Origin of the sequence: Nonomuraea sp. NPDC005650 (genome assembly GCF_040605375.1) — a bacterium.
Lineage (GTDB): Bacteria > Actinomycetota > Actinomycetes > Streptosporangiales > Streptosporangiaceae > Nonomuraea.
This window is the reverse complement of the sequence record NZ_JBEXCR010000016.1, coordinates 1-25482: the sequence shown is the minus strand read 5'-3', so window position 1 is coordinate 25482 and position 25482 is coordinate 1. Positions and strand designations below refer to the sequence as shown.

Here is a 25482-nt window from a genome sequence, read left to right as displayed (position 1 = left end):
ACAGCGCACGCCACGGACCCGGTGCCGCGCGCAGGCCATCGTTCACTCGGAAGAGGGGCGTGCGGACGTGGTCGAGGCTTCGGGTGTGGGGGTGTCCTGGGTCAAAGGGCGGTGGTGCGGTCGATGGTGGCCGGGGTGAGGGCGTGGTCGACGACCATGACGGCGGCGCCGACGATGCCCGCTCGGTCGCCGAGCCGGCTGGACCGGATGCCGAGGTGCTGGGTGGCCAGTGGCAGTGACCGGCTGTAGATCGTCTCTCTGACCCCCGCGAGCACCTGCTCGCCCGCCTCCGCGACCGCCCCGCCGATGACGATGAGCGAGGGGTTGAAGAAGTTCACGATCGCGGCCAGCACGGTGCCGACCTCGCGGCCGGCCTGCCGGACCAGGCGCGTGGCGCGCAGGTCGCCCGCGCGCATGAGCGCCACCACGTCCCGGCTGCCGTGCGCCTCGATCCCGGCGGCGCGCAGTTGCGCGGCCATGGACGCGCCGCCCGCGACCGCCTCCAGGCAGCCGGTGTTGCCGCACTGGCAGGGCGCCTCGGACGCCGGGACCCGGATGTGGCCGATGTCCCCCGCGGCGCCCTGCGCGCCCCGGTGCAGCACGCCGCCGGAGATGATGCCGCAGCCGATCCCGGTGCCGATCTTGATGAAGATCAGGTGGTCGACGTCGGGCCCGGCGGCCCAGTGCTCGCCGAGCGCCATGATGTTCACGTCGTTGTCGGCCAGGACGGGCGCGCCGAGCCGCGCGCCGAGCCAGCCGGGCACGTCGAAGCCGTCCCAGCCGGGCATGATCGGCGGGTTCACCGGGCGTCCCGACGCGTGCTCCACCGGCCCCGGCAGCCCGACGCCGACCCCGCACACCTGCTCGAGGTCGTGCCCGGTGTCGGCCAGCAGCTCACAGAAGGCGGTGGCGACCCACTCCAGCGTGGGCTCGGGGCCTCTGTCGACGCGCAGCTCGGCGGAGCGTTCGGCGAGCACGGTCAGGCCGAGGTCGAGCACGGCCAGCCGGGCGCGGGTGGCGCCCAGGTCGGCGGCGAGCACCACCCGAGCACCCTCGTTGAACGCGAACACCGCCGCCGGGCGGCCCCCGGAGGAGATCGAGTCGTCGGCGGCCACCACCCAGCTCCCGGCGATCAGCCCGTCGAGCCGCTGCGACACGGTGGACCTGGACAGACCGGTGAGCTGGGCCAGTTCGCCGCGGGTGCGGGGGCGGCCGTCCCTGAGGATCGCCAGCAGCGCCCCAGCCCCGGCGCTCTGGCCGTTGGATTCCGATGACATAACCATTACCTTACTTCGGCAACTGGCTAGGCTTACGGCGGTAGGCGATAAAAGTCGGGCTTTCTGACGTGAAATATGTTGGACATATGTGGGCAACAACCGATATTTCGTAGGATCGCCCGATGATTCTCGGCCTGCGGCACGCCCACGTTCTTGCCCGGAGGATTCGGTCCGGCCCTCGCGCGCCGGCACGCCAGACGCGAGGACCCGAAGGGATGCCATCCGGCCGGATCCTCCGCGAGCGCTGGTTACGGGGATCCGGAACCCGGTGTTTCGGGCCCAGAATGCAGACTCGATGCGGGAGCGCTCCCAAGCCTACCAGACCTCATCTGATCTGCTGATATGTCGAGAAAAGGCGAAGTTTGTTCAATGGATGAAGGAAGACAGGCCGCTGCAATCACCCCGAGAGTGAGGGCTTGACAGCCCAGGCAGGCCCACTGATACCGATTCGCGAGTGAAACGTTCCATATTTCAAGAAACTTTGAAGTATGGGCATTGAGCTGGGCTTTTGCGCTTTCACTACGGTTAGTCAATAGGCCAGACAATTCCGGCATGTCCGATATTTGATATTGAGGCCATCGCCGCGAGCACAGATGCCATACTGCGTTTGGGAGCGCTCCCGCGAGCGATCGCGCTCCCCCATGACGCCCCTCCACGAGGACCGGCATTGAACCATCCCGACCCCCTTCTCGACGCCCGGCGCCCATGGGCCGCGCACATCTGGTGGATCGCGCTGGCCATCGGGGCGGCCGGCTTCGCCTTCGTCTGGCTGGCCACCCCGCACGCCCGCGAGATCGGCGCCGCCTGGCAGCTCGTCGCCAAGCTGCTCGCCTTCGCCTTCCTGTGCTGCGCGATCGCGTTCTTCCCGTGGGTGTCGCCACGGCTGCACTGGCTGCTGTACGTCCCGTTCGTCTTCCTGACCGGCTACCTGATCCCGCGGATCAGCTGGTTCTACTACGGCGACGGCGCGCGGGCGCACGGCGACAGCTTCTACACCCACCTCTACCTGCTGCTCTACCCGGGGATCGTGCTCACCGCCGCCGCCGCGTACCGGATCGGCGGCGGCTCCCCCGGCCGCTGTCTGAAGATCATGGCCACGGGGGTGCTGATCGTGTTCTCGGGCTTCCTGGACGTGATGTGGCAGGTGGTCAACCCGGTGCAGCTCCCCGAGCGCATCGACGCCCCCCACATCAACCTGTTCACCGGCGGGCCGATCACGTTCGGCGCGGCGATCTGGTTCACGCTGGCGCACGTCCCCTTGATCGTGGGGGTCAACCTGCTTCCCCTTGACCGCTGGATCGCGCGCCTGACGGGAGCCGGCGCGGACGCCACCCGGAGGAGGTGACCATTGCCGAACGCGCCTGCCGCGGCGCCCCCCATCGAGATCTCGGTGGCGGCGCCCGCGTACAACGAGGCGGACAACATCACGGCCGCCGTGACGGAGTGGCGGGAGTACCTGGAGCGCAACCCGGCGGTCGGCGCGTGGGAGATCGTCGTGTGCGACGACGGCAGCGCCGACGAGACCGGGAAGATCCTTGAGGGCCTGCGGGCGGAGTGCCCGCAGCTCGTCGTCGTCACGTTCGAGCGCAACCGCGGCGCGGGGGCCGCCATCGCGGCGGCGATCGCGCGTACCCGGCTGGACTGGGTCGTGCTGCTGGACTCCGACGGCCAGTTCCCGATCGCGAACCTGGACCGGTTCATCGAGCGCATCCGGGCCGGGGTGGGGCCCGCGTTCTCGGGCGCCCGGATCAGGAAGGCCGACAGCCTGCCGTACCGGTGGGGGTCGGCGGCCAGCGGCGCGGTCAGCAACCTGCTGCACCGCACCCGCTACCGCGACTTCAACTCGATCTTCAAGGTGGTGCGCGGGCCGCTGTTCCGGGCGCTGCCGCTGGAGTCGGCGGGCATGAACTGCTCGACCGAGATCACCGCCCGCGTCGCCGAGCTGGGCCACGCGTGGGTGGAGCTGCCGATCGAGCACCGCGTGCGGGGCGGCGGCAGCCGGGGCTGGCGGTTCTGGCGGGGCGCGCGCGACCGGGCCCTGTTCGTCGGTTACCTCGGGCTGCGCCACTGGCTGCTGCGGCGCGGCGTGCTGCGCGTCCCCGCGGGCCACGAGGAGGTCCGGTGAGGGTCTCCATGTTCAGCGGCGGGCGGGGCGCGGCGGGGATCGCGCGCGCCCTCCTCCGGGTGCCGGGGCTGGAGCTGTCCCTGCTGATCAACGGGTACGACAACGGGCTGTCCACCGGCGCGCTGCGCCGCTACCTGCCGGGCATGCTGGGCCCGTCCGACTTCCGCAAGAACCTCCTGCTCCACCTGGACCCCGGCGACCCCCGGCGCGAGCTGCTCGAACGCCGCCTGTCCGCCGGGGCCACGGCCGCGGACCTGGCGCGGCTGGCCGACGGGCCGCTGGACTACCGGATCGCGCGGGAGCTGCGGGTGTTCGCCGGGCGGCTGCGCGCCGAGCCGGACGGGTTCGACCTGGCCGACTGCGCGCTGGGCAATCTGGTGCTCGCGGGGGCGTACCTGCGGCTGGGCGAGGACTTCAACGCGGCGGTACGCGCGTGCGCCCACACGTTCGGGTCGCCGGCGAGGCTGCTCAACGTGACGGGCGGCGAGAACGCGTTCCTGGTCGCGCTCAAGGAGGACGGGCGGGTGCTGGCCGACGAGGCCGACATCGTCGCGCCTCAGGACGCGGTGGCCATCAGCGAGTTGTTCCTGCTGGGCGAGCCGCCGGCCGAGCTGTCGGGACCGTCCGGGGTGCCGGGGCCGTCCGGGGTGCCGCCGGAGCGCGTGCGGGAGTTGCTCGCGCGGCGGGCCGCCGGGGTCACGCCCAACCCCGAGGCGCTGGAGGCCGTACGGAACAGCGACCTCATCGTGTACGGGCCGGGCACCCCGCACTCCTCGCTCCTGCCCAGCTACCTGACGCCGGGGCTGGCCGGGGCGATCGCGGAGAGCCGGGCCGTGGCCAGGGTGTTCGTGGTCAACCTCGGGGGCGATCACGACATCCAGGGGCTGACGGCCACCGACCTCGTGGATCGCACACTGGCGTACCTGGGCGACCCGGGCAACGAGCGGCGCACGATCACGCACGTGCTCAGCCGGCGCGGCGCGTCCGGGGAACCCGCCGTGCCCCGGGTGGTCGTGGAGCGCGGCTGCTGGGCGGGGGCGCGCTGGATCGGCGCGGACGTCGAGGACGCCGGGCGGCCCGGAACGCACGACGGCCCGCGCACCGCCGAGGCACTGCGGGCCGTGCTCGGCGAGATCCCGCTGGCCAGGGCCGGATGAGCGGGTGAGCGAGCGCGGGGGTGGTGGCCGGATGAGCGGGTCCGTGAGCGCGAGGGTGGTGGCCGAATGAGCGCGGGGACGGTGGCCGGGTGAGGGGGTCCGTGAGCGTGGAGGCGGTGGCCGGGCGGCGGGTGTGGTTGTGCGATCTCGACGGGACGCTCGTGGACTCCTTTCCCGCGCACGAGGCCGCGTTCCGGCAGGCCGTCGCCGAGTTCGCCCCGGCCGCGCTCGCCTCCTTCCGGTACGCCGACCACACGGGCGCGAGCACCGCCGAGGTCGCCGCGCTCCTCACCGGGGACCGGGACGCGGCGGCCCGGCTGGCACGGCGCAAGCAGGGGCTCTACCGGGAGTTCGTCGCGGCGGGCCGGGTCGGGCCGTTCCCGGGGGCGCGCCGGCTGCTCGACCGGCTGGCGGCGAGGGGGCGGGTGGCGTACCTGGTCACCGGCGGCAGCCGGGCGTCGGTGGAGCGGGTGCTGGCGGGCTCGTCGCTGGGGGCGTGCTTCCGCGACGTGCTCACCGCCGACGACGTGCCGGTGAGCAAGCCGGACCCGGAGTTCTACGGCCTGGCCTGCCGCCGCTGGGGCGTCGACCCGGCCGAGGCCGTCGCGCTGGAGGACTCCGCCCACGGGGTGGCCTCCGCCGTCGGCGCCGGCCTGGCCACGCTGCACGTCCACACCGCCGAGCCCGCCCCCGGCGCGCTCGCGGTACGGGGCTTGGGCGACATCGTCTCCCTGCTGGAGGAGGGCCAGTGAAAAACAGATGTGCGGTGATACCCGCGGCGGGGCGGGGGACGCGGCTGGGCCGGGGCATCCCGAAGATCATGATCGAGGTGGCCGAGGGAGTTACCGTGTGGCACCTGCTGCTGCGGCGGCTGCGCCCGTGGACGCGGCACGTCCACGTCGTCGTCTCGCCCGACGGCGAGGGCCCGTTCCGGGAGCTCGCCGCCGAGGAGATCGGCGCGGGCGCGGTGTCGGTGAGCGTGCAGGAGCGGCCGACCGGCATGGGGGACGCGATCTTCGGCGCCGCCGCGCACTGGGCGGCGTACGAGACGATCCTGGTGGTCTGGGGCGACCAGGCGAACCTCTCCCCCGCGACCGTGCGCGACGTCCTGGCCGCCCATCCGGGCGAGGGGCTGACGCTGCCGCTGGTGCCGATGGCCGATCCGTACGTGGAGTACGAGCTGGACGGGGACCGGCTCGTACGCGTGCGGCAGTCCCGCGAGGGCGACGAGTGCCGTCCGGGCGGGCTCAGCGACGTCGGCGTGTTCTGCCTGGCCACCGGCGGCCTGCGGGAGGCGTGGGAGCGGTACGCGGCCGGGGCGGCGGCGGGCGCGGCCACCGGCGAGGTGAACTTCCTGCCGTTCCTGACGCACCTGTCGCGGGCCGAGGGCCGGCCGGTGACCGTCGTGCCGGTGGCGGACCCGGTCGAGGCGCGCGGCATCAACACCCCGGAGGACCTGGAGTTCGCGCGGCGGGCGTACCAGCGGTGCGGCTCCTGACAACGCACCGGGCGGCGGGGCTGCGGCGGGCGGTGGGGCCGACGCTGGTGAGCACGGTGGCCAGCGGCACGGCGGCGGCGACCACGCTGGTCATCGCGCGGGGCGCGGGGGCGAGCGCGTTCGGCCAGTTCACGGTGGTGCTGTCGATCGCGCTGATCGTCACCGTCGGGATGCTGACGAGCCTGCACTACGTGATGCTGCAGGAGCTGCCCAGGGCCGAGCCGGAGCGGCGGGCCGAGCTCCTGGCGACGGCGCTGCCGGCCACGCTGGCGGTCAGCGCCGGGCTGGCCGCGCTGGGCCTGCTGGCGGCGCCGCTGCTCACGGCCGCGCTGAACGTGGACACGCGCACGCTCGCCTTCGGGCTGGCGCTGGCGGCGTCGATGACGCTCAACCAGCTCACCGAGAGCTTCCTGCGGGGGCTGAAGCGGTTCGCCTTCGTGGCGGGGCTCAAGCTGGCGATCGCGATCGTGTACCTGGGCGCCGCCTCGTACTGCCTGCTGGTGCTGGGGATCAGGCAGGCCGGGCCGTACCTGGTCGCGCTGATCGCCACGAACGTGGCGTTCGCCGTGGCGGCGCTGGCGGCGGTGCGGGTGCGGCCGCGGCTCTGGTCGGCGCGGCTGGCCCGGTCGCTGTACCGGCACGGCATGTACGTGACCGTCATCGCCGCGCTCACCGGCGTGCTCTTCGGCATCGACGTGATCTTCCTGAACCACTGGGCGGGCCCGGCCGACGTCGGCGTGTACTCGGTCTACAACGGCTTCCCCAAGCGGTTGCTGGGCGTGGTGTTCACCGACGGGATCGGGCTGATGCTGCTGCCCATGATGGCCACCGCGAACAAGCCGGTGCTGATGCGGCGGATCGCCCGGCTGGTCCCGGCGGTCGCCGGGGTCACGGCGGTGCTCGGGTTCGCCGCGAGCACGGTGTTCTTCCTGCTGATGGGCGGCGAGTACCCGTACTCGGTCGGCCTGATGGCGCTGTCGGCGCTGGGCATCGGGGCGCACACGGCCTTCAACCTGTACTCGGTCGCCCTGTCCATGGACGGGGTGCGCGGGGCCAAGGTGCTCATCGGCTGCCTGGTGGCGGGGACGCCGCCCGCCCTCGCCGTCCTGGCGGCCTGCATCCGCCGGCAGGGGCTGGCGGGCGGGCTCGCCGGGTTCGCGCTGGCCAACCTCGTCCTGCTGGCCGTCGTCGCGGCGGCGGCCGCGCGTGTCTACCGGAGCCCGATGTGAAGATCGCCTACATCGTCAACCAGTTCCCGCCGAACATCACCGCCGGGCTGGGCAGGTACGCCGAGCTGATCACCCCGTACCTGGCCCGCGGCCACGAGCTGACGGTGCTCACGCCGGACGACGGCCGCCTGCCGGTGGACGAGATCGTGGACGGCGTCCGCGTGCACCGGCCGCGGAGCCCCCTCCTCAGGGGGAAGCGGCTCAACCGCACCAGGCGCTCGGAGTTCCTGCTGCTCGCGCTGAACGTCGTGGTCAGCAACTGGCGCTACTTCCTGCGGCTGCGCCGCCGCCGGGAGCGGCCCGACCTGGTCGCCGTGCACGACTCGACGAACTTCCTGTCGGGCCTGCTCTGCCACTACGTGCTGCGGCTGCCGGTGGTCTTCCACGTGCACACCACGGAGTACGGCGTCGCGCCGCAGCGCAGCATCCGGGACCCGCTGAAGCTGTTCGCGGCGCTGGAGCGGTGGCTGGCCCGGGTGTCCCGGCGGGTGGTGGTGGCCACGCCGGAGGTGCGCGACCAGCTCGTGGCCGCCGGCTGGGGCCGGACCCCCATCGACGTCGTGCCGCTGGGCGGGACGTACGAGGCGGTGCTCCCGTCACTGGACCGGGACGCGCTGAAGGCCGGGGCGGCGGCCCTGCGCGAGCGGCTGGGGCTGCCGGAAGGGGACCCGGTGCTGCTGTTCGTGGGCAGGATCGAGCGGCAGAAGGGCGTCTACCAGCTCCTGGAGGCGATGCGGTCGGCGGCCGGGGCGGTGCCGGGGCTGCGGCTGGTGATCGTCGGCGAGGGGGACGCCGCGGGCGTCGAGCGGATCGTCGCCTCGACGGGGCTGCGGGGGCGGGTGCTGGCCCCGGGGCGGTTCGTCGGCGGGCCGGAGCTGCTGGAGTACTACGAGCTGGCGACGGCGTGCGTGTTCCCGTCGCTGTTCGAGCCGTTCGGGCTGGTGGCGACCGAGGCGATGGCGATGGGCCGGGCGACGATCCTGGGAGACGGCTTCTCCCGCGTCTTCCTCGGGCCCGATCCGGACCGGCCCGCGGCGTACTTCGTGCGGGCGAGCGAGCCCGCCGACATCGCGCGGGGCGTGATCGAGGTGATGTCCGACGCGGCGCTGCGCCGGGGGCTGGCCGAGCGGGGCGAGCGGTTCGTCAGGGAGAGCCTCAGCTGGTCGCGCGCCGCCGCCGAGACGGCCGAGGTCTACCGCGCCGCGGTGAAGGCCAGGCTGTGAAGGCCAGACCGTGAAGGCCAGACCGTGACAGTCAGACTGTGACGGTCAGGCGGGAGCTCCCCTGAGCACGCGCAGGGAGCCCACCGCCAGGCCGGTGACGAGCACCACGTGCACCGCCAGGTGGACGGCCATGAAGTAGGCGGTGAAGGCCGCCCCCCGCTCCCGCCGCACGAACCGCAGCAGCGGCGGATCGGCCATCACGAACCACCCCACCAGCGCCACCGGCACCGCGAACAGGCCCGGATGCAGCAGCCCCAGCGGCAGGGACGCCAGCGCGAGCGCGCAGGCGAGGATCCCGGCCCGGCTGTTGGCGTTCTCCGGCCTGGCCGCGCCGCGCCTGGCCGTGGCCAGAGCCAGCGGGATCAGCGGCAGCGCGCGCCGCCACTGCTCGGCGAGCACCGGCAGAAACCGGTGCCCCTCGTCGTGGCGGCCCATCACGGCGTCGGTCAGCAGGATCCGGGTGCGTACGGCCAGGCGGCTGCTGTACTCCACGTCCTCGCTGTCGCGCAGGCCCTCGTCGAGCCGGCCCGCCTCCAGCCACACCGAGCGGCGGATCGCGGCCAGCGCGAACACGACGCTGTTGACCTCGCCGAGGTGCCTGCGCCGCCAGTGGACCTGGTGGAGCAGGCGATAGTGCTCCACGGGGCCGTCGTCGATGAGCGGCTCGGTGTCGTAGACGCCGTGGACGCAGCCGAGCCCGGGATCCTCCTCCAGGATCCTGACGGCGTTGGCGACCGCGTCCGGGCGTAACGCCACGTCGCTGTCGAGGAAGAAGATCACATCTCCGGTGGTGCTCTCCACCCCGGCGTTCCTGGCCGCCGAGACGCCGCGGTTGGCGGGGAGCCGTACGACCCGGCAGCCCAGCTCCTCGGCGATGGCCGGGGAGCCGTCGCCGCTGGCGTCGTCCACCACGACGATCTCGTCGGGCGGCCGGGTCTGGGACAGCGCCGACTCCAGGCACAGGCGCAGGGTCCGGCCCGCGTCGTAGCACGGCACGATCAGGGAAACTCTCGTCACGGGGGCCGCCCTTCGCGAGTCCTGGGGCATCCATGATCCCGCAGGCGGCCCACGCGGCGCATCACCTCAGCCGGCCTCCCACAGGTCGCAGTTGTGCTCGGCGAGCATCGTGGCCAGCGGGACCGCCGTCGAGCGGCCGCCCGCCCGCAGCGACATGACGAGCGAGGTCCGGTTGAAGGCCGGCCAGGGCGCGGAGTGCGCGGCCCTGGGCTGCCCGTCGATCGTGAACGAGCCCCAGTAGTGCACCATGTCGCGCGCCAGCCGCCGCTCCGAGGCGTCGAACGTCGGCGCGATCGGGGTGCCGTTGTCGAAGCTCGGCCACAGGTAGGCCAGCTCGGCGGCGTGGCCCGCGCCCCACTCGTAGCCGACCGGCTCGGGGGTCAGGCCGGGGCCGGTGCGGTGGTCGAAGCGGTAGCCGTACACGCGGGTGTGGGCGGACAGGGCCTGCATGAAGCGCAGCGTCGGGCAGCCGCCGAGGCCGGCCAGGAAGCCGGAGTCGGTGAAGACGGCCGCCGCCAGGTACGCCGAGGTGAACTGGTCGGACTGCGCCGGCCACGGATACCTGGCCAGCACGGCTTCGGCGCGGTCGGGGAAGAGCCCGCGGACCCAGCCCTCGTACTGCTCCTTGGTCCAGCCGCGCGCGCCCTGCAGGAACGTGCGGCCCTCGTCGCGGTTGGCGCCGACGATCAGGGGGACGCGCTGGAAGCGGCCCGCCCGCACGGCGGTGTCGGGGTTCTCCGGCAGGGCGGGCGTGCCGTACAGGAACGAGGCGAACTGCGGCCCGTCGACCAGCTTCGCCGCGCTCAGCCCGCGCAGGCAGGCCAGGTCGGAGCAGCCGAGCGCGGTGGCGATGGAGGTGCCGGCCTGCTCGCCGTCCGCGTACGTGCGGCTGGTGCAGGACCCGCTCTGAATGATGCCGCGGGCGAACAGCCCGGCCGAGGCGGGCGAGGTGAGGTTGGCGCAGACGGAGAAGCCGCCGGCCGACTCGCCGTCGATGGTGACCTGGCGGGGGTCGCCGCCGAACGCGGCGATGTTGCGGTGCACCCAGCGCAGCGCCGCCTGCTGGTCGAGCAGGCCGTAGTTGCCGGACGTGCCCGCCCCCGTATCCGCTTCTGCGGCCAGCAGCGGGTGGGCCAGGAAGCCGAACACGCCGAGCCGGTAGTTGACGCTCACCACGACGACGTTCTCGAGCTGGGCGATCAGGGTGCCGTCGTGCTGGTTGGCCGAGCCGTTCTGCAGGCCGCCGCCGTGGATCCAGAAGAGCACGGGCAGCCGCTGCCCGGCCTTCGTGCCGGCGGGGCGGAACACGTTGAGGTACAGGCAGTCCTCGGTCTCGGAGCGGGGGCCGTTGGTGCTGGCGGCGGCCGGGCAGCGGTTGCCCCACTGCGACGCGTCGCGCACGCCCTGCCAGGCGGGCGCCGGCCGGGGTGCCCGCCAGCGCAGCTCGCCGACGGGCGGGGCGGCGTACGGGAGGGCGAGGAAGCTGTCGACGCCGTCCGCGCGGGCCCCGCGTACGAGACCGGTGTCGGCACGCGCCACGGGCCGATCACCGCCCGACGCGGCGGCGGGCACGGGGACGGCGGCGGCGGCCAGGACCGCCGCGGCGAGTGCGATCAGTAATCGTCTCATCGGACTGTGACCTCCTGACGTAGACGCAGGTCCCTGGAGGAGGACCCGACGTGGACGGTACGGCGGCCCCCCGCGAGGGTCCACCGGCCGTCCGACCAGTACTGCAGTGCGCGCCGCGGCACCGTCACGGTGACGCGGCGCCGCTCGCCGGGCGACAGCCGGACCCTGGCGAACCCGGCGAGCGCGCGGGGCGCCATCGGGACCGGCGGGCCGGCCGGCGGGCCGAGATACACCTGCGGCACCTCCACCCCGGCGCGGCGGCCGGTGTTGGCGACCGTGAAGGACACGCTGAGCCCGCCGCCCGCGGCCCGCACCGACAGGTCGCCGTACTGGAAGCGGGTGTAGGACAGGCCGTGCCCGAAGGGGAACAGCGGCTCGACGCCCTTGGCGTCGTAGAACCGGTAGCCGACGAGGACGCCCTCGCTGTAGTCCGCGACGCCGCCCACGCCCGGGTAGCGCTCGGCCGGCGCGGTGGGCGCGTCCTCGGCCCGCACGGGGAAGGTCACCGGCAGCTTGCCGCCCGGGTTCGCGCCGCCGAGCAGGAGCGTGGCGGTGGCGTCGGCGCCTTCCTGGCCCGGGTACCACATCTGCAGGATCGAGCGCACGTTCCGCACCCACGGTATGAGCACCGGGTCGCCGGTGTTGAGCACGACGGCGGTGCGGGCGTTGGCGCCGGCCACGGCCTCGACGACCGGGTCCTGGCCCTTGGGGAGGGCGAGGGCGGCGCGGTCGGCGCCCTCGGTGCCCTCGTTGAAGGCGAACACGAGCGCCGCCCGCGCCCCCTTTGCCAGCGCGGCGGCCTCCCGCAGCGCCTCCTGGCGGCGCTGCGGGGTCACCCAGGCCAGCCTGACCTGCAGCGGCGTGCCGGCGATGCCGGTGGCCGCGACGGTGACGGGCTTGGCCACCCCGGCTTCGAGCCGGACGGTCGTGCCGGCGTTCGTCAGGCCGCCGGAGGTCGCGATGAGGCTGCTGTTGCCGCCGATGAGGGCGCCGACGGAGCCGATCCTGACGCCGTCGAGGGTCAGCGAGATCGAGCCGTTGAACGACGGCACCCCGCCCGCGCCCTGGATGCGCAGGTCGTAGTCGCCGGTCGCGGGCGCGGTCAGCGTGCCCGTCCACGTCCACGACGAGCCGGCGGGCAGCGCGCCCGCGCCGGTGTGGTCGACCTGGGCGGCGGCCTGCGGGGCGCCGCCCTGCTGAGCGCGCTGCAGCGAGAGCGCGGAGGCGGGCACCGGGACTCCCTCCAGGTCCACGCCCGTGGCCCAGTGGATGCGGCTGCCCGGGCCGGCCTGGCGGCGCAGGGCGGTCAGCGGGCTCTCCGCGCCCGCGGGGATCACCCTGGCGCTGCCGCCGCCGCCCACCAGGGGGCTGGCCGCGGTGGGGCCGATGACGGCGAGGTCGGCCAGGTCGGCGCGGCCCAGCGGCAGCAGGTCCCCTTCGTTGCGCAGCAGCACCGCGCCCGCCAGCGCGATCTCCTTCGCGACGCGGGCGCCGCCCGCCGGGTCCGGGGCGGGCCGCGGCCGGCCGCCGCCGAGCAGGCCGAACCGGTCGAGCTGGACCAGGACGCGGCGCACCGCGGCGTCCACGACGGACTCGGCCAGCTGCCCGGAGGTGACGGCGGCGGCCAGGCCCCCGTAGTTGACGCCGAAGGGCATCTCCATGTCCATCCCGGCGGTGAGGGAGGGGGCGCCGCTGTGCGTGGCGTACCAGTCGGACATCACCCAGCCGCCGAACTGCCAGTCGTCGCGCAGGATCTCGCTCAGCAGGTGCCGGTTCTCGGCGGCGTACACGCCGTTGACGTGGTTGTAGGCGGCCATGACCGCGCCCACGCCGGCTTTCACGGCGGCCTCGAAGGCGGGCAGGTAGATCTCGCGCAGGGTGCGCTCGTCCACCTTGACGTCGACGGTCTGGCGGGCGTTCTCGAAGTTGTTGGCCGCGTAGTGCTTGACCGTGGCGATGAGGCCCTCGCCCTGGATGCCGCGGATCTCGCCGACGACGAGCGCGGCGGCCAGCAGCGGGTCCTCTCCGAGGGTCTCGAAGTTCCGGCCGGCCTGCGGCACGCGGACGATGTTCGTCATCGGCGACAGCAGGACGTCCATGCCCAGCGCGCGCCCCTCCCTGCCGATGACCGCGCCGAACCGCTGGGCGAGGTCGGCCGCGAACGTCGAGGCGAGCGCCACCGGCGCGGGCAGGGCGGTGGCGCCGGCCGTGACGCGGACCCCGGCGGGCCCGTCGGCCAGGCGGATCTCGGGGATGCCGAGGCGCGGCACGCCGGGCACGTACCCGGCCTCGCCCTTGGAGGCGGGGTCGTTGGCCCCGTGCAGCAGCGAGACCTTCTCCGCCAGCGTCAGCTTCCGCAGGAGCGCGTCGACGTCCGCCCGGCGGGCGGTCCACCCCGACGGGAGCGCGGCGACGGCGGCGGCCGCGCCGAGCAGCCGGGCCGCGTCGCGGCGGGTCAGCGACGGGTTGAGCGCTTCAGCCATGTGAACAGCTCCTTCGAGGAACGGGCCGACCGGCTGGGGTCGCGCCCGCAACATATGAGCCGCGGAGAGGTTGCGGAACCGTGTTCTCCGTTGAACGGAAGACTTTTAGAACGTCGTTCGGTGCGTTTCAGGATTGTTACCCATCGCAACAAACTCTGGGGCATAGAGGGCTGGACCCGCAGGCAGCCGGGGTTTACGTTGCCGCAAACAACATAAAAAACGGGAACTTCGCGGGGTGAGAGGTCCGACCGGGAGGCGGCGACCATGACCACAACCGACGACGGCCCGGCCGCGGCCACGAGGCGCCGCGGCGCCCACGCTCCCGGCGGCGCCCAACAGCCCGGTAGCGCCAGGCGGCCCGCCGGCCAGAGCGTGACGAGCCGGGTCCTCAGCGTGCTCAGCGCGTTCTCCGGCGAGTGCCCCAGGCTGAGCCTGTCCGACATCAGCCGCCGCACCGCGATGCCGTTGACGACGGCGCACCGGCTGGTCAACGAGCTGACGTCGTGGGGCGCGCTGGAACGCGACCGCGACGGCCGCTACCAGATCGGGCTGCACCTGTGGGAGGTGGGCGCGCTGGCGCCGCGGGGGCTCGGGCTGCGCGAGGCCGCGATGCCCTACCTGGAGGACCTGTACGAGGTCACCCACCAGCACGCCCAGCTCGCCGTCCTGGAGGGTCCCGACGTGCTCTACCTGGAGCGCATCTCCGGCAGGGACGCGGTCACCGTGCGCAGCCGGGTGGGCGGGCGCTTCCCCGCGCACGCCACGGGCGTCGGCCTGGCGCTGCTGGCCCACGCGCCGCCCGCGACGCAGGAGGCGTACCTGGCCGGGCCGCTGGCGGCCTTCACCGACCGGACCATCGCCGATCCGGGGCGGCTGCGCTGCGCGCTGGCCGAGGTGCGGCGGCACGGGTACGTCATCAGCGACCGGCAGGTCACGCTGGACGCGGTGTCGGTGGCGGCGCCGATCCGGGGCGCGGAGGACGAGGTGATCGCCGCGCTGTCGGTCGTGGTGCGCGTGGGCGGGCCGCAGCCGGGCACGCTGGTGCCGGCGGTCGTCACCGCCGCCCGCGGGCTGTCGCACTGGCTGCGCTCGCACCCGGAGCGGCCGTAGCCGGGGGTTGCCTTTCCTGGGTGTTGTGTGATGTGGTGCGGCTCGCTTTCCTCATCGCCATGGAGGCTTGACCGTGCCGTTCATTGTGGATCTGACCAGCGGGAACGTGGAGAAGGAGCACCACCCGGGCGAGATCGGCGGGTCCGTGCTCGGGCTGCGGCTGCTGGCCGGGCGCACGCCCGCCGGGCTCGATCCGTTCGATCCGCGGACGCTGCTCTACGTGGCGGCCGGGGCGCTGGGCGGGACGGCGGCGCCGGGGCTGGCCAAGGCGGTGTTCCTGGCGAAGTCGCCGCTGACGGGGGTGGCCGGGGAGTCCCACGCTCTGGGGCCGTTCGCGGCGGGCCTGCGCGGGGCGGGCGCCAAGGCGCTGGCCGTCACGGGGCGGGCCGCGCGGCTGTCCTACCTGCTCGTCCAGGGAGGAGAGGTGTCCCTGCACGACGCCTCGGAGCTGCGCGGGCTGGGCACGGCCGCGACGACGGACGCGCTGCGGGCGCGGCACGGCCAGGGCGCGCACGTGGCGGCGATCGGGCCGGCCGGGGAGAACCTCGTGCGGTACGCGAGCGTGGTGACCGACTACGCCTACGCGGCAGGGCGGTACGGGCTCGGCGCGGTCTTCGGGGCCAAGAACCTCAAGGCCGTCGTGTGCGTCGGCGATGCCCCCGCGCAGGTCGCCGACCCCGGGGCGGTCGCCGGGCTGGCCGCCTACTACCGCGACTCGCTGGCCACGAACCCGCTGGCGGCGCTCCAGGCCGGGCTCCCCGGGTTCGCCGGCTGGGTGGGCGACCCGCCCGCCCCCGGCTACGCCGCGGTGCGGAACTTCTCGGTGGCCGGCGCGCACGGGCTGCGGGTCCCCGCCGCGGGTGACTACGACGGGCGCGCCATGCCGCCCACAGGGGCGACCACCGGGGCCTGCCCCGGCTGCCCGAACGACTGCCTCAAGGTGTACGCGCCCCCCGGCCCGGCCGAGCGGCGGACCGGCGGGCTGGGGCAGGAGGCGTTCCTGTCGCTCGGCTGGAACCTCGGGATCGACGACCTCGACGCCGTGCTGGCCGCCAACGCCCGCTGCAACGACCTCGGGCTGGACCCGGTTTCCCTCGGCGGGACGCTCGCCTTCGCCATGGAGTGCGCCGGGCGCGGCCTGCTCCCCGGCGGGCCCGCGTTCGGCGATCCGGCGGCGTTGCCCGGGCTGATCGATGACGTGGCAGGGCGCACGGGCGAGATGGGCGATCTGCTGGCCGAGGGCTCGGCGCGGGCGGCCGCGAAGCTCGGGCCGGACGCGGCCCCGTACGCCATGACCGTCAAGGGCACCGAGCTGCCCTGCTTCGACCCCCGCATCCAGCCGGGCATCGGCCTCGGGTACGCGATCGCCCCCGGCGGGCCGCGCTACGACGCGCTGGAGCACGACCTCGACTTCGACCCCGTGGCCGGGCTCGCCTACAGCTTCGGCGAGGCCCGGCTGATCGGGGCGGAGCCCGCGCCGGTCGCCGGGCTCGACGCCGAGCGGGGCCGGCGCACCGCCCGGCTGCTGCGGCTGTGGAGCGGGCTCGACGCGCTCAACCTGTGCGTCTTCGCCTCCTCCCCCACCCGCCCGCTGACCCTCGACCGCCTGAGCGCCCTGGCCACGGCCGTCCTCGGGCGGGAGTTCACCGTGGACGACCTGCTGGCGGCCGGTCAGGCGCGGCTCGACGCGATGCGCGCGTACGCGCTCCGCGAGGGCGGCGGTCCTGACGAGCTGCCGGCCCGGATGCACGAGGAGCCCATCACGGCGGGACCGCACGAGGGCGCGGTGCTGGACCGCGCGTCGTTCGAGCTCGCCCGCGCCGCCTTCTACGAGGAGCTCGGCTGGCGCTGATTCCGGAAAACGGTCTTGTTCGGTTCGCGTGGTTCGAGTTATGTTCTGGTCAATCGTTTGAACGAGGGACGGGAGACCATCGGGAATGGCTGTCACGATCGACCTGGGCGGGCGGACGGCGCTCGTCACGGGCGGCGCGGGAGGGCTCGGGTTCGCGTGCGCCCGCGCGCTGGCCGCGGCCGGAGCGGACGTCGTGCTCTCCGACCTGGACGGCCCGCGGCTGGCCGAGGCGGCGGCCGAGCTGGGCGCCGAGGCGCGGCCGGCCGACCTCACCGACCGGGCCCAGGCGGCGGCGCTGGCGGGCGCCCGCGAGCGGATCGACGTGCTGGTGAACTGCGCCGGGGTCATGCGCACCACCCCGCTGCTCGACATCGAGCCCGGCGAGTGGCTGCGGATCGTGGACGTCAACCTCAACGCCACGTTCTGGCTCACCCAGGCCGTCGGGCGCGCGATGGCCGAGCGGGGCAGCGGCTCGATCGTGACGCTGGCCTCGGTGGCCGCCCGCTCGGGCCGCCCCGACGCCGCCCACTACTCCGCCACCAAGACGGCCCTGCTCTCCCTGACCAAGTCCGCGGCCCAGGCGCTGGCCCCCGTCCGGGTGAACGCCGTGTGCCCCGGCGTCTTCCTCACCCCCATGTGGGACGAGATCATCGCCGACCGCGACCGGCGGTTCGGCCCCGGCGCGGGCGACGGCTACCTGAAGGAGGTGGGCGAGCGCTCCCCACTGCGCCGCCCCGGGCGGCCCGAGGAGGTCGCGTCCGCGGTGCTGTTCCTGGCCAGCGACCTGGCCTCGTTCGTGACGGGCCAGGCACTGAACGTCGACGGCGGACTGGAGATGGACTGACCGTGCGCCAGACGTTCAAGCTGCTCCCCGAGCTGTTCGGCGACCGCGCCATGACCGAGATCTTCTCGGCCGAGCGGACCGTGCTCGCCTGGCTGCGCACGGAGGCCGCGCTGGCCCGCGCCCAGGGCGAGGAGGGCGTGATCTCCGAGGCCGACGCGCGCGCCATCGAGGCGGCCTGCGTGCCCGCGAACATCGACCTCCCGCGCCTGTGGTCGGAGGCGGTCAACGTGGGCTACCCGATCCTGCCGCTGGTGCGGATGATCGCCGCCGCGCTCCCCGAGGGGCCCGACGGCCGCGTCCACTACGGCGCGACCACGCAGGACATCATGGACACCGGCCTGGCCCTGCAGATGGGCGAGGCCCTCGATCGCCTGGGGGCGCTGCTCGGCTCGTTCGGCGACGCGCTGGCCCGGCTGGTGGCCGGGCACGCCGGCACGGTCGTCGCCGCCCGTACGCACGCCCAGCAGGCGGTGCCCACGACGTTCGGGGCGAAGGCGGCGGTGCTGCTGGCGGAGGTGACGCGCCAGCGCGACCGGGTGCGCGGCGCGGCGCGGCAGGTGCGCGTCGTGTCGCTGTTCGGCGCGGGCGGCACGTCCGCCGCGATGGGCGAGCGCTCCAGGCAGGTACGCGGGCGCGTGGCCGGCGCGCTCGGCCTGGCCACGACCGAGGTGCCCTGGCACGTGGCCAGGGACGGCGTCGCCGAGTTCGGCCTGACCTGCGCGAGCCTGGCGGCCACGGCGGCCCGCTTCGCCCGCGAGGTCGTGGACCTGTCCAGGACCGAGGTCGGCGAGGTACGCGAGGCGGGCGGCCACCACCGCGGCGCCTCGTCCACGATGCCGCAGAAGGCCAACCCGATCGGCTGCGAGGCCGTCGTCGGCATGTCGGGCACGGCGGGCGCGCTCAGCTCGGGCCTGTTCCGGGCGATGGAGGCCGGCCACGAGCGGGCCGCCGGCGAGTGGCAGGTCGAGTGGTACGTGGTGCCGCTGCTGGCCGAGCTGGCCGCGGGCGCGCTGGCCACGGCCGCCGACGTCGCCGCCGGGCTGCGGGTCTACCCGGAGGCCATGCGGGCCAACCTGGACGCCGAGGGCGGGCTGATCATGGCGGAGGCGTACATGATGCGGCTGGCCCCGGCGCTGGGCCGGGAGCGGGCGCACGACCTGGTCTACAAGGCGGCGCACGAGGCCCGCGAGCGCGGGCGGGCGCTGGCCGACGCGCTGCGCGACGTGGCGGGGCCGGACGAGCTGGCGAGCCTGGGCCCGCTGCCCATCGCGCCCGAGTCCTACATCGGCGACGCCGAGGCGATCTGCGCCGCGGCCCTCGAAGCATGGAGAGGCGATGAGTGAACGAAGGCTCGCGGACCTGCGGGCCATGTGGCGGATCCGCGCGTTCGAGGAGAAGGTGCGCGACCTGCGGGCCGAAGGGCCGATCGTCGGCTCGGTGCACCTGTGCGTCGGGCAGGAGGCCGTCCCGGTGGGCGCGTGCGACGGGCTGGAACCGCACGACGCGCTGTTCGCGACCTACCGCGGCCACGGCTGGGCGCTGGCCAGGGGCGTGCCGGCGCAGGCGCTGTTCGCGGAGCTGGCGGGCCGCGCGACCGGCGTGAACGGCGGCCGGGGCGGCTCGGCGTACTTCACCGCGGCCGACTACGGCTTCCACGGCGAGAACTCGATCGTGGGCGCGGGCGCGCCGATCGCGTGCGGGGCGGCGCTGGCCGGCCGGCACGACGGCTCGAACCGGGTGGCCGTGAGCGTCTTCGGCGACGGCGCGATGAACCAGGGCGCGGTGCACGAGGCGATGAACTTCGCCGCCGCGTTCTCCCTGCCCGTGGTGTTCGTCTGCGAGAACAACCGCTACTCCGAGCTGACCCCGATCGCCGACATGGTGCGCAACGCGCGCCTGGCCGACCGCGCCGCCGCGTACGGGATGCCGGGGCACCGCGTCGACGGCAACGACGTGGAGGCCGTGCGCTTCCACGTGCGCGACGCGCTGGAGGTGGCCCGCGAGGGCGGCGGGCCGACGCTGCTGGAGTGCATGACCGAGCGGCTGGTCGGCCACTACATCGGCGACGCGGAGACCTACCGCCAGCCCGGGGAGCTGGACCGGATCGCCAGGCGCGAGCCGATCGCCCGGCTGCGCGAGGGCCTGCTCGCCGACGGGGTGCCGGCCGCCGCCCTGGACGCCGTGGAGCGCGAGGCGCGGGCCGAGACGGAGTCCGCCGCCGCGGCGGCGCTGGCCGCGCCCCTCGCCGACCCCGCCACCGCGAGGGAGCACCTGTATGCGTGAGCTGTCCTACGGCGAGGCCGTGAACGCGGCCCTGCACCGCCTCATGGAGGAGCTGCCGGAGACGCTGGTCTACGGCGAGGACGTCGCCGTGCCCGGCGGCGTGTTCGGCGTGACCAGGGGCCTGCGCAAGCGGTACGGCGACCGCGTGTTCGACACCCCGATCAGCGAGTCGGCGATCCTCGGCAGCGCGGTGGGCGCGGCGATGTTCGGCCGCCGCCCGATCGTCGAGATCATGTGGGCCGACTTCTCCCTGGTGGCGCTGGACCAGATCGTCAACCAGGCGGCCAACGTCCGTTACGTGTCGGGCGGGCGGCTGCGGGCCCCGCTGACGATCCGCACCCAGCAGGGCGGCGCGCCGGGCGCGTGCGCGCAGCACTCGCAGTGCCTGGAGGCGCTGTTCCTGCACGTGCCGGGGCTGCGGGTGTGCATGCCGAGCACGCCGCAGGACGCGTACGACCTGCTGGTGACGGCCGTGCACGGCGACGACCCGGTGCTGGTGATCGAGAACCGCACGCTGTACTCCGGCCCGAAGGAGCCGGTCATGACGGACGGCCCGGTCCGGCCGATGGGCGGGGCGCGCACCCGCCGCGCGGGCTCCGACGTCACCGTCGTCACCTGGGGCGCGATGACCCACCGGGTGCTGGCGGCGGCCGAGGCGCTGGCCCGCGAGGGGGTCGAGGCCGAGGTGCTGGAGACGCCGTGGCTCAACCCGTTCGACACCGGGGCGGTGGTCGGGAGCGCGCGCCGCACCCGCAGGCTGGCGGTCGTCCACGAGGCGAACGTCACCGGCGGCTTCGGCGCCGAGGTCGTGGCCCGCGTCGCGGGCGCCGGGGTGGCGCTGGCCGCGCCGCCGATCCGGATCGGCGCGCCGGACGTGCGGATGCCCGCCGCGCCGGTCCTCGCGCAGGCCCTGGTCCCCGACGCCGCGCGGATCGTCCAGGAGGTCGGGCGGCTGGCCGGAGCGGGTGAGCGATGAGGGGCGTCTGGCACTTCTCGTTCACGGTCTCCGACCTGGACCGGTCGGTGGCGTTCTACCGCGACCTGCTCGGGTTCGCGCTGGTGCACCGGCAGGAGCAGGACAACGACTACACCCGCAGGCTCGTCGGCTACCCCGACGCCGTGCTGCGCGTGGCCCAGCTCGCCGTGCCCGGCCAGCCGCGCGGCCTGTCCACGCACGACCTGGAGCTGGTGGAGTACGTGCGGCCCAGGGGCGCCCCGCGCGACCCGGCCCGCCACCTGCCGGGCGCCGCGCACCTGGCGCTCACCGTCGAGGACGCCCCGGCCGAGCACGCCCGGCTGGCGGCGGCCGGGGTGCGCTTCGTCAACCCGCCCGAGGCGATCACCGCGGGGGTGAACAGGGGCGGCTACGCCTGCTACTTCCTCGACCCCGACGACATCACCTTGGAGCTCGTGCAACCGCCGGGCACCCCCTAGTATGTGCACGCTCAAACGATTGATCACGTGAGGAGGCTGGATGACCGTCGTCGACGCCCACCAGCACTTCTGGAACCTGGAGACCGGCTCGTACCCGTGGCTGACGCCCGAGCACGGGCCGATCCACCGCACGTTCGAGCCCGCGGAGCTCCTCCCCCAGCTCGCGGCGGCGGGGGTCGGCCGCACGGTGCTGGTGCAGGCGATGGACTCCTACGCCGACACCGACGCCATGCTCGCGCAGGCAGACGCCCACGACTTCATCGGCGCCGTGGTGGGCTGGGTGCCGCTGCACCGGCCGGACGAGGCCGCCGGGGCGCTGGAGCGGTACCGGCGGCATCCCGGGTTCGCGGGGGTGCGGCACCTCATCCACGACGAGCCCGACCCCGACTGGGTGCTCCGGGACGCGGTGATCGAGGGGCTCGGGCTGCTGGCCGCGGCCGGGCTGCCGTTCGACGTGGTGGCGGTGCTGCCGCGGCATCTGGAGCACGTGCCGGTGCTGGCCGAGCGGGTGCCGGGGCTGCGGATGGTGATCGACCACCTGGCCAAGCCGCCGATCGAGGCGAAGGGCTGGGAGCCGTGGGCGTCGCTGCTCGCCCGCGCGGCCGAGTGCCCTGACGTGTACGCCAAGGTGTCCGGCCTGAACACGGCGGCCGACGCCCAGACGTGGACGGCCGATGACCTGCGGCCCTACGTGGAGCACGCGCTGGAGGTGTTCGGGCCCGGGCGGCTGATGTTCGGCAGCGACTGGCCGGTGGCGCTGCTGGCCGGCGACTACGCGAAGGTGTGGCGCGAGACGAACGCCGTGCTGTCGGGATTGTCGCCCGACGACCGCGCGGCCGTGCTCGGCGGCACCGCGACCCGCTTCTACGGCCTCCGGGACGCGCCCGGTCACACCCGGGAGGCCGCCCCGTGATCGACGTGTTCGCGCCCATCGCCGCCGCGGCCGACCTGTCGATCCCGGCCGCGCACCGGCGGCCCGTCGCCGTCGTCGGCGCGGGGGCCATCGTGGACGTGGCCCACCTGCCCGCCTACCGGCAGGCCGGGCTGGAGGTGAGCGGCCTGTACGACCTCGACGCCGGCCGCGCCGCCGAGGTGGCCCGGCGCCACGGGGTCCCCAGGACGTACGGCTCGCTCGACGAGTTGCTGGCCGACGAGCGCGTGGCCGTCGTGGACATCGCCGTCGCGCCCGGCGCGCAGCCCGGCATCGCGCGGGCGGCGCTGGCGGCGGGCAGGCACCTGCTGTGCCAGAAGCCGTTCGCGCCGGACGTGGCGACCGGCCGGGGCCTCGTCGACCTGGCGGCGGCCCTCGGCCTGAAGATCGCGGTCAACCAGCAGCTCCGCTTCGACGAGGGCATCGCCGCCGCCCGCGCGATGGTGCGCGCGGGCTGGATCGGCGAGCCGACGGCGATGACGTTCACCGTGAACATCCTCACCGACTGGAGCGCCTGGGACTGGCTGGTCACCACCGACCGGCTGGAGATCGTCTACCACTCCATCCACTACCTGGACGCCATCCGCTCGATCCTGGGCGATCCCGAGCTGGTCTTCTGCACCGGCAGCCGCACGCCGGGCCAGCTCGCCAAGGGCGAGACGCGCACGATGAGCACGCTGGTCTACCCGGGCGACCTGCGGGCGCTCGTCCACGTCACGCACGAGAACCGCGCCGGCGACCAGGAGGCGTCCTTCCGGATCGACGGCACCGAGGGCGCGATCAAGGGCACGCTCGGCCTGCTGTACGACTACCCGCACGGCCGCCCCGACACCCTGGCGGTCAACAGCCGGGCGCTGCCGACGGACGGCTGGCTGCCGTACCCGGTGACCCGGCGGTGGCTGCCGGACGCGGTGGCCGGCCCGATGGGCTCGCTGCTGCGGGCCGTCGCGGAGGGCGGCGAGCCGGCGACGTCCGGCGCGGACAACCTCGGCACGCTGCGCCTGCTCGACGCGCTCTACCGCTCGATGGACACTGGCGAAAGCGTGCGCTGCCGCCCGGCGGACAGGACAGGATCGTCGTCATGAAGCGCTCCCGGATCACGCTGGCCGACGTCGCCGCCGTCGCCAAGGTCGACCGGGCCGTCGTCTCCCGCGTCGTCAACAAGGACCCCACGCTCAGCATCCGGCCGGAGACGCGGGAGCGGGTGCTGGCCGCGATCGAGGAGCTCGGCTACCGGCCCAACGTGGCCGCGCGCAGCCTGCGCACGTCACGTGCGCACATGTTCGGGCTGTTCATCCCCGACTTCGCCAACCCGGTCTACGCGGAGATCATCAAGGGCGCGGAGGCGGAGGCGGCCTCGCAGGGGTACGTGCTGGTCACCGGCAGCGCCTCGGGCGCGGCGCTGGGCGACTACATGGACCGGATCGGGCAGGGCCGCATCGACGGCCTGCTGCTGGCCGGGACCGGCGACGAGTCGGGGCTGATCGCCCAGCTCGACCGGGCCGCCATTCCGTGGCTCATGCTCAACAACCGCAGCAGGAGCGTCAAGCGGTACGTCATCCTCGACGACGCGCGGGCCGCCGCGCTGGCGGTGGAGCACCTCGTACGCCTCGGCCACCGCCGCATCGCCCACCTCGCGGGCCCGTCGCGCGCCGACACCGCCACGCGCAGGTCGGCGGGATACTCGGCGGCGATGCGCGCGGCCGGCCTGCCGGAGGGGCAGGTCGTGGCGGCCGACTACACGCCGGCGGGCGGGGCGGCGGCCATGGCCCGGCTGCTGGGCGCCCCCGAGCGGCCGACGGCGGTGTTCGTCGCCAACGTGGCCTCGGCCATCGGGGCGATGGAGGGGGCGCGCGCGGCCGGGCTGGAGATCCCGCGGGACGTCTCGATCGTGGCCGTGCACGACCTGGAGCTGGCCGGCTACCTCAATCCCGCGCTCACGACGGTGCGCATGCCGCTGGGCGAGCTGGGCCGCCGCGGCGTGACCCTGCTGGCCGCCCTGGCGCCGGAGGACACGGTGGCGGAGGTGCTGGCCGGGCCGATCCAGCTGATCCAGCGCCAGTCCACCGCTCCCCCGGCCCCGGGCGGCGGCGACGTGCTGCGTACGGGAACCTGATTTCGGACGCCCGATTCCACACCATTGACAGTCCCGCAAACCGCGTCCTACGTTGTGCGAAACGTTTCGACCCAGGCGGATCGGTAGTGGGATGGCTTCGATACGTGACGTGGCCGAGCGGGCGCAGGTGGCGGTGAGCACCGTGTCCGCCGCGCTCAACGGCACCCGCCCGGTGGCGGCGGCCACCCGGCGGCGGATCGAGCAGGCGGCGGCCGAGCTGGGATACCGACCGAGCCTGCTGGCCCGCGGGCTGCAGAGCAAGCGCACCCGCATCCTGGCCCTGCTGTACCCGACCCCGCGCAGCGGTTTCGGGCTGACCGAGATGCAGTTCGCGACCGGTGCCGCGGAGGCGGCCCGCGAGCTGGGCTACCACCTGCTGCTCTCCCCCGAGCACGCCGACCCGATCGAGGAGCTGCGCCACATCACGGGGCTGGGGCTGGTGGACGGCGTGCTGCTGATGGAGGTCGGACTGGACGACGAGCGCACGGAGTTCCTGCTGGCGGCCGGCGTACCGTTCAGCATGATCGGGCGGACCCGCGACCCGGGCTCGATCGACTACGCCGACATCGACTTCGCTGCCACGGCGGTGGCCGCCGTGGCGCACGTGGCCGGGCTCGGGCACCGCAAGCTGGGCTTCTTCAACCTTTCGGCGGACCGGCACGCGGCGCGCTACGGACCCGCGATCCGGGCCGGGACGGAGTTCGCCGCGGCCGCCCGCGCGGCCGGCATCGGGTACGTGGACGACTTCCGGCCCGGCTCGGCCGACGAGGGCGGGCAGGCGTTCGAGCGGCTGGTCGCCGCGCATCCCGACACGACGGCGCTGGCGGTGATGGACGACCACGCGGCCGTCGGGGTGATCGCGGCCGTGGCGGCGCGCGGCTGGCGCATCCCCGAGGACCTGACATTGCTGCTGGTGCTGTCGTCGGCGCGGGTCGCCGAGATGTTCCACCCCAGGCTCACCACGATGGAGCCGCCGAGCGCCGAGCTGGGCGGACTCGGCGCCCGCATGCTCATCGACCGGCTGGAGGGCGACGGCCCGCCCGCGCAGCGGCTGCTGCCCTGCCGCCTCGTGGTCGGCGACAGCTCCGCCCCACCCCGCGAAGGCGAAAGGACCGGACCTTGACGGGACGACTGGGCACGCACACGCTCACTGCCGGGCGCGGGCTGCTGTTCGGCGGTGACTACAACCCCGAGCAGTGGCCGGAGCACGTCTGGGCCGAGGACGCCGAGCTGATGCGGGCCGCCGGGGTCAACCTCGTCACGATCGGCGTCTT

The 25482-nt window shown here is 74.4% G+C and carries 23 protein-coding genes; 19 read left to right on the top strand and 4 right to left on the bottom strand.

Annotated features, from left to right (window positions below):
• Positions 1-101: 101 nt before the first annotated feature.
• The gene (locus ABZS69_RS26990; protein ID WP_355377388.1) at positions 102-1283 is read right to left on the bottom strand and encodes an ROK family transcriptional regulator; all 1182 of its coding nucleotides are present in this window, start codon (positions 1281-1283) and stop codon (positions 102-104) included.
• Between the two features lie 661 nt (positions 1284-1944).
• On the opposite strand from ABZS69_RS26990, the gene ABZS69_RS26985 reads away from it, so the two are divergent.
• From ABZS69_RS26985 to ABZS69_RS26955, 7 genes are all read left to right on the top strand, one after another.
• Complete coding sequence (locus ABZS69_RS26985) at positions 1945-2622, top strand: hypothetical protein (protein ID WP_355377386.1); 678 nt, start codon at positions 1945-1947, stop codon at positions 2620-2622.
• Between the two features lie 3 nt (positions 2623-2625).
• A complete protein-coding gene (locus tag ABZS69_RS26980) occupies positions 2626-3402 on the top strand; it encodes a glycosyltransferase family 2 protein (RefSeq protein ID WP_355377384.1) in 777 nt (258 codons plus the stop codon).
• A complete protein-coding gene (locus tag ABZS69_RS26975; protein WP_355377382.1) occupies positions 3399-4559 on the top strand; it encodes a 2-phospho-L-lactate transferase CofD family protein in 1161 nt (386 codons plus the stop codon). The genes ABZS69_RS26980 and ABZS69_RS26975 overlap by 4 nt, the downstream gene beginning before the upstream one ends.
• An 89-nt stretch (positions 4560-4648) precedes the next feature.
• Positions 4649-5311 carry an HAD family phosphatase gene (locus ABZS69_RS26970; protein WP_355377380.1) on the top strand — a complete coding sequence of 221 codons (663 nt, stop codon included), beginning with the start codon at positions 4649-4651 and terminating at the stop codon, positions 5309-5311.
• On the top strand, positions 5308-6057 hold the full coding sequence (locus tag ABZS69_RS26965) for an NTP transferase domain-containing protein (RefSeq protein WP_355377378.1): 750 nt from the start codon (positions 5308-5310) through the stop codon (positions 6055-6057). The genes ABZS69_RS26970 and ABZS69_RS26965 overlap by 4 nt, the downstream gene beginning before the upstream one ends.
• Positions 6045-7286, top strand: a complete 1242-nt coding sequence (locus ABZS69_RS26960) for a hypothetical protein (RefSeq protein ID WP_355377376.1) — start codon at positions 6045-6047, stop codon at positions 7284-7286. The genes ABZS69_RS26965 and ABZS69_RS26960 overlap by 13 nt, the downstream gene beginning before the upstream one ends.
• Complete coding sequence (locus ABZS69_RS26955; protein WP_355377374.1) at positions 7283-8509, top strand: glycosyltransferase family 4 protein; 1227 nt, start codon at positions 7283-7285, stop codon at positions 8507-8509. The genes ABZS69_RS26960 and ABZS69_RS26955 overlap by 4 nt, the downstream gene beginning before the upstream one ends.
• Before the next feature lie 45 nt (positions 8510-8554).
• On the opposite strand, the gene ABZS69_RS26950 is transcribed toward ABZS69_RS26955, so the two are convergent.
• The 3 genes from ABZS69_RS26950 to ABZS69_RS26940 all read right to left on the bottom strand — a co-directional run bounded on the left by ABZS69_RS26950 (position 8555) and on the right by ABZS69_RS26940 (position 13638).
• The gene (locus ABZS69_RS26950; protein WP_355377372.1) at positions 8555-9526 is read right to left on the bottom strand and encodes a glycosyltransferase family 2 protein; all 972 of its coding nucleotides are present in this window, start codon (positions 9524-9526) and stop codon (positions 8555-8557) included.
• 66 nt (positions 9527-9592) lie between these two features.
• Positions 9593-11155, bottom strand: coding sequence for a carboxylesterase family protein (locus ABZS69_RS26945; RefSeq protein WP_355377370.1), 1563 nt, complete (start codon positions 11153-11155; stop codon positions 9593-9595).
• Positions 11152-13638, bottom strand: a complete 2487-nt coding sequence (locus tag ABZS69_RS26940; RefSeq protein WP_355377368.1) for a glycoside hydrolase family 3 C-terminal domain-containing protein — start codon at positions 13636-13638, stop codon at positions 11152-11154. The genes ABZS69_RS26945 and ABZS69_RS26940 overlap by 4 nt, the downstream gene beginning before the upstream one ends.
• 264 nt (positions 13639-13902) lie before the next feature.
• Between ABZS69_RS26940 and ABZS69_RS26935 the strand changes: the two genes are divergently transcribed.
• The 12 genes from ABZS69_RS26935 to ABZS69_RS26880 all read left to right on the top strand — a co-directional run.
• A complete protein-coding gene (locus ABZS69_RS26935) occupies positions 13903-14748 on the top strand; it encodes an IclR family transcriptional regulator (RefSeq protein ID WP_355377366.1) in 846 nt (281 codons plus the stop codon).
• Between the two features lie 73 nt (positions 14749-14821).
• Positions 14822-16600 carry an aldehyde ferredoxin oxidoreductase C-terminal domain-containing protein gene (locus ABZS69_RS26930; protein ID WP_355377364.1) on the top strand — a complete coding sequence of 593 codons (1779 nt, stop codon included), beginning with the start codon at positions 14822-14824 and terminating at the stop codon, positions 16598-16600.
• A gap of 85 nt (positions 16601-16685) precedes the next feature.
• Entirely contained in the window at positions 16686-17444 is a 759-nt protein-coding gene (locus ABZS69_RS26925) for an SDR family NAD(P)-dependent oxidoreductase (RefSeq protein ID WP_355377362.1), read from the top strand.
• A gap of 2 nt (positions 17445-17446) precedes the next feature.
• Positions 17447-18787, top strand: coding sequence for an adenylosuccinate lyase family protein (locus ABZS69_RS26920; protein ID WP_355377360.1), 1341 nt, complete (start codon positions 17447-17449; stop codon positions 18785-18787).
• Positions 18780-19727: a thiamine pyrophosphate-dependent dehydrogenase E1 component subunit alpha gene (locus ABZS69_RS26915; protein WP_355377358.1), complete on the top strand. Its 948-nt coding sequence runs from the start codon at positions 18780-18782 to the stop codon at positions 19725-19727. Before ABZS69_RS26920 ends, ABZS69_RS26915 begins: the two co-directional genes overlap by 8 nt.
• Positions 19720-20703 carry a transketolase C-terminal domain-containing protein gene (locus ABZS69_RS26910; RefSeq protein ID WP_355377356.1) on the top strand — a complete coding sequence of 328 codons (984 nt, stop codon included), beginning with the start codon at positions 19720-19722 and terminating at the stop codon, positions 20701-20703. The genes ABZS69_RS26915 and ABZS69_RS26910 overlap by 8 nt, the downstream gene beginning before the upstream one ends.
• A complete protein-coding gene (locus ABZS69_RS26905) occupies positions 20700-21161 on the top strand; it encodes a VOC family protein (RefSeq protein ID WP_355377354.1) in 462 nt (153 codons plus the stop codon). The genes ABZS69_RS26910 and ABZS69_RS26905 overlap by 4 nt, the downstream gene beginning before the upstream one ends.
• A gap of 40 nt (positions 21162-21201) precedes the next feature.
• Positions 21202-22074: an amidohydrolase family protein gene (locus ABZS69_RS26900; RefSeq protein WP_355377352.1), complete on the top strand. Its 873-nt coding sequence runs from the start codon at positions 21202-21204 to the stop codon at positions 22072-22074.
• Positions 22071-23177, top strand: a complete 1107-nt coding sequence (locus ABZS69_RS26895; RefSeq protein ID WP_355377350.1) for a Gfo/Idh/MocA family oxidoreductase — start codon at positions 22071-22073, stop codon at positions 23175-23177. Before ABZS69_RS26900 ends, ABZS69_RS26895 begins: the two co-directional genes overlap by 4 nt.
• Positions 23174-24208, top strand: a complete 1035-nt coding sequence (locus ABZS69_RS26890) for a LacI family DNA-binding transcriptional regulator (protein WP_355377349.1) — start codon at positions 23174-23176, stop codon at positions 24206-24208. Before ABZS69_RS26895 ends, ABZS69_RS26890 begins: the two co-directional genes overlap by 4 nt.
• A gap of 91 nt (positions 24209-24299) precedes the next feature.
• On the top strand, positions 24300-25331 hold the full coding sequence (locus ABZS69_RS26885) for a LacI family DNA-binding transcriptional regulator (RefSeq protein WP_355377347.1): 1032 nt from the start codon (positions 24300-24302) through the stop codon (positions 25329-25331).
• 8 nt (positions 25332-25339) lie between these two features.
• On the top strand, positions 25340-25482 hold a 143-nt coding region (locus ABZS69_RS26880; RefSeq protein ID WP_355377797.1), incomplete at its 3' end, for a beta-galactosidase.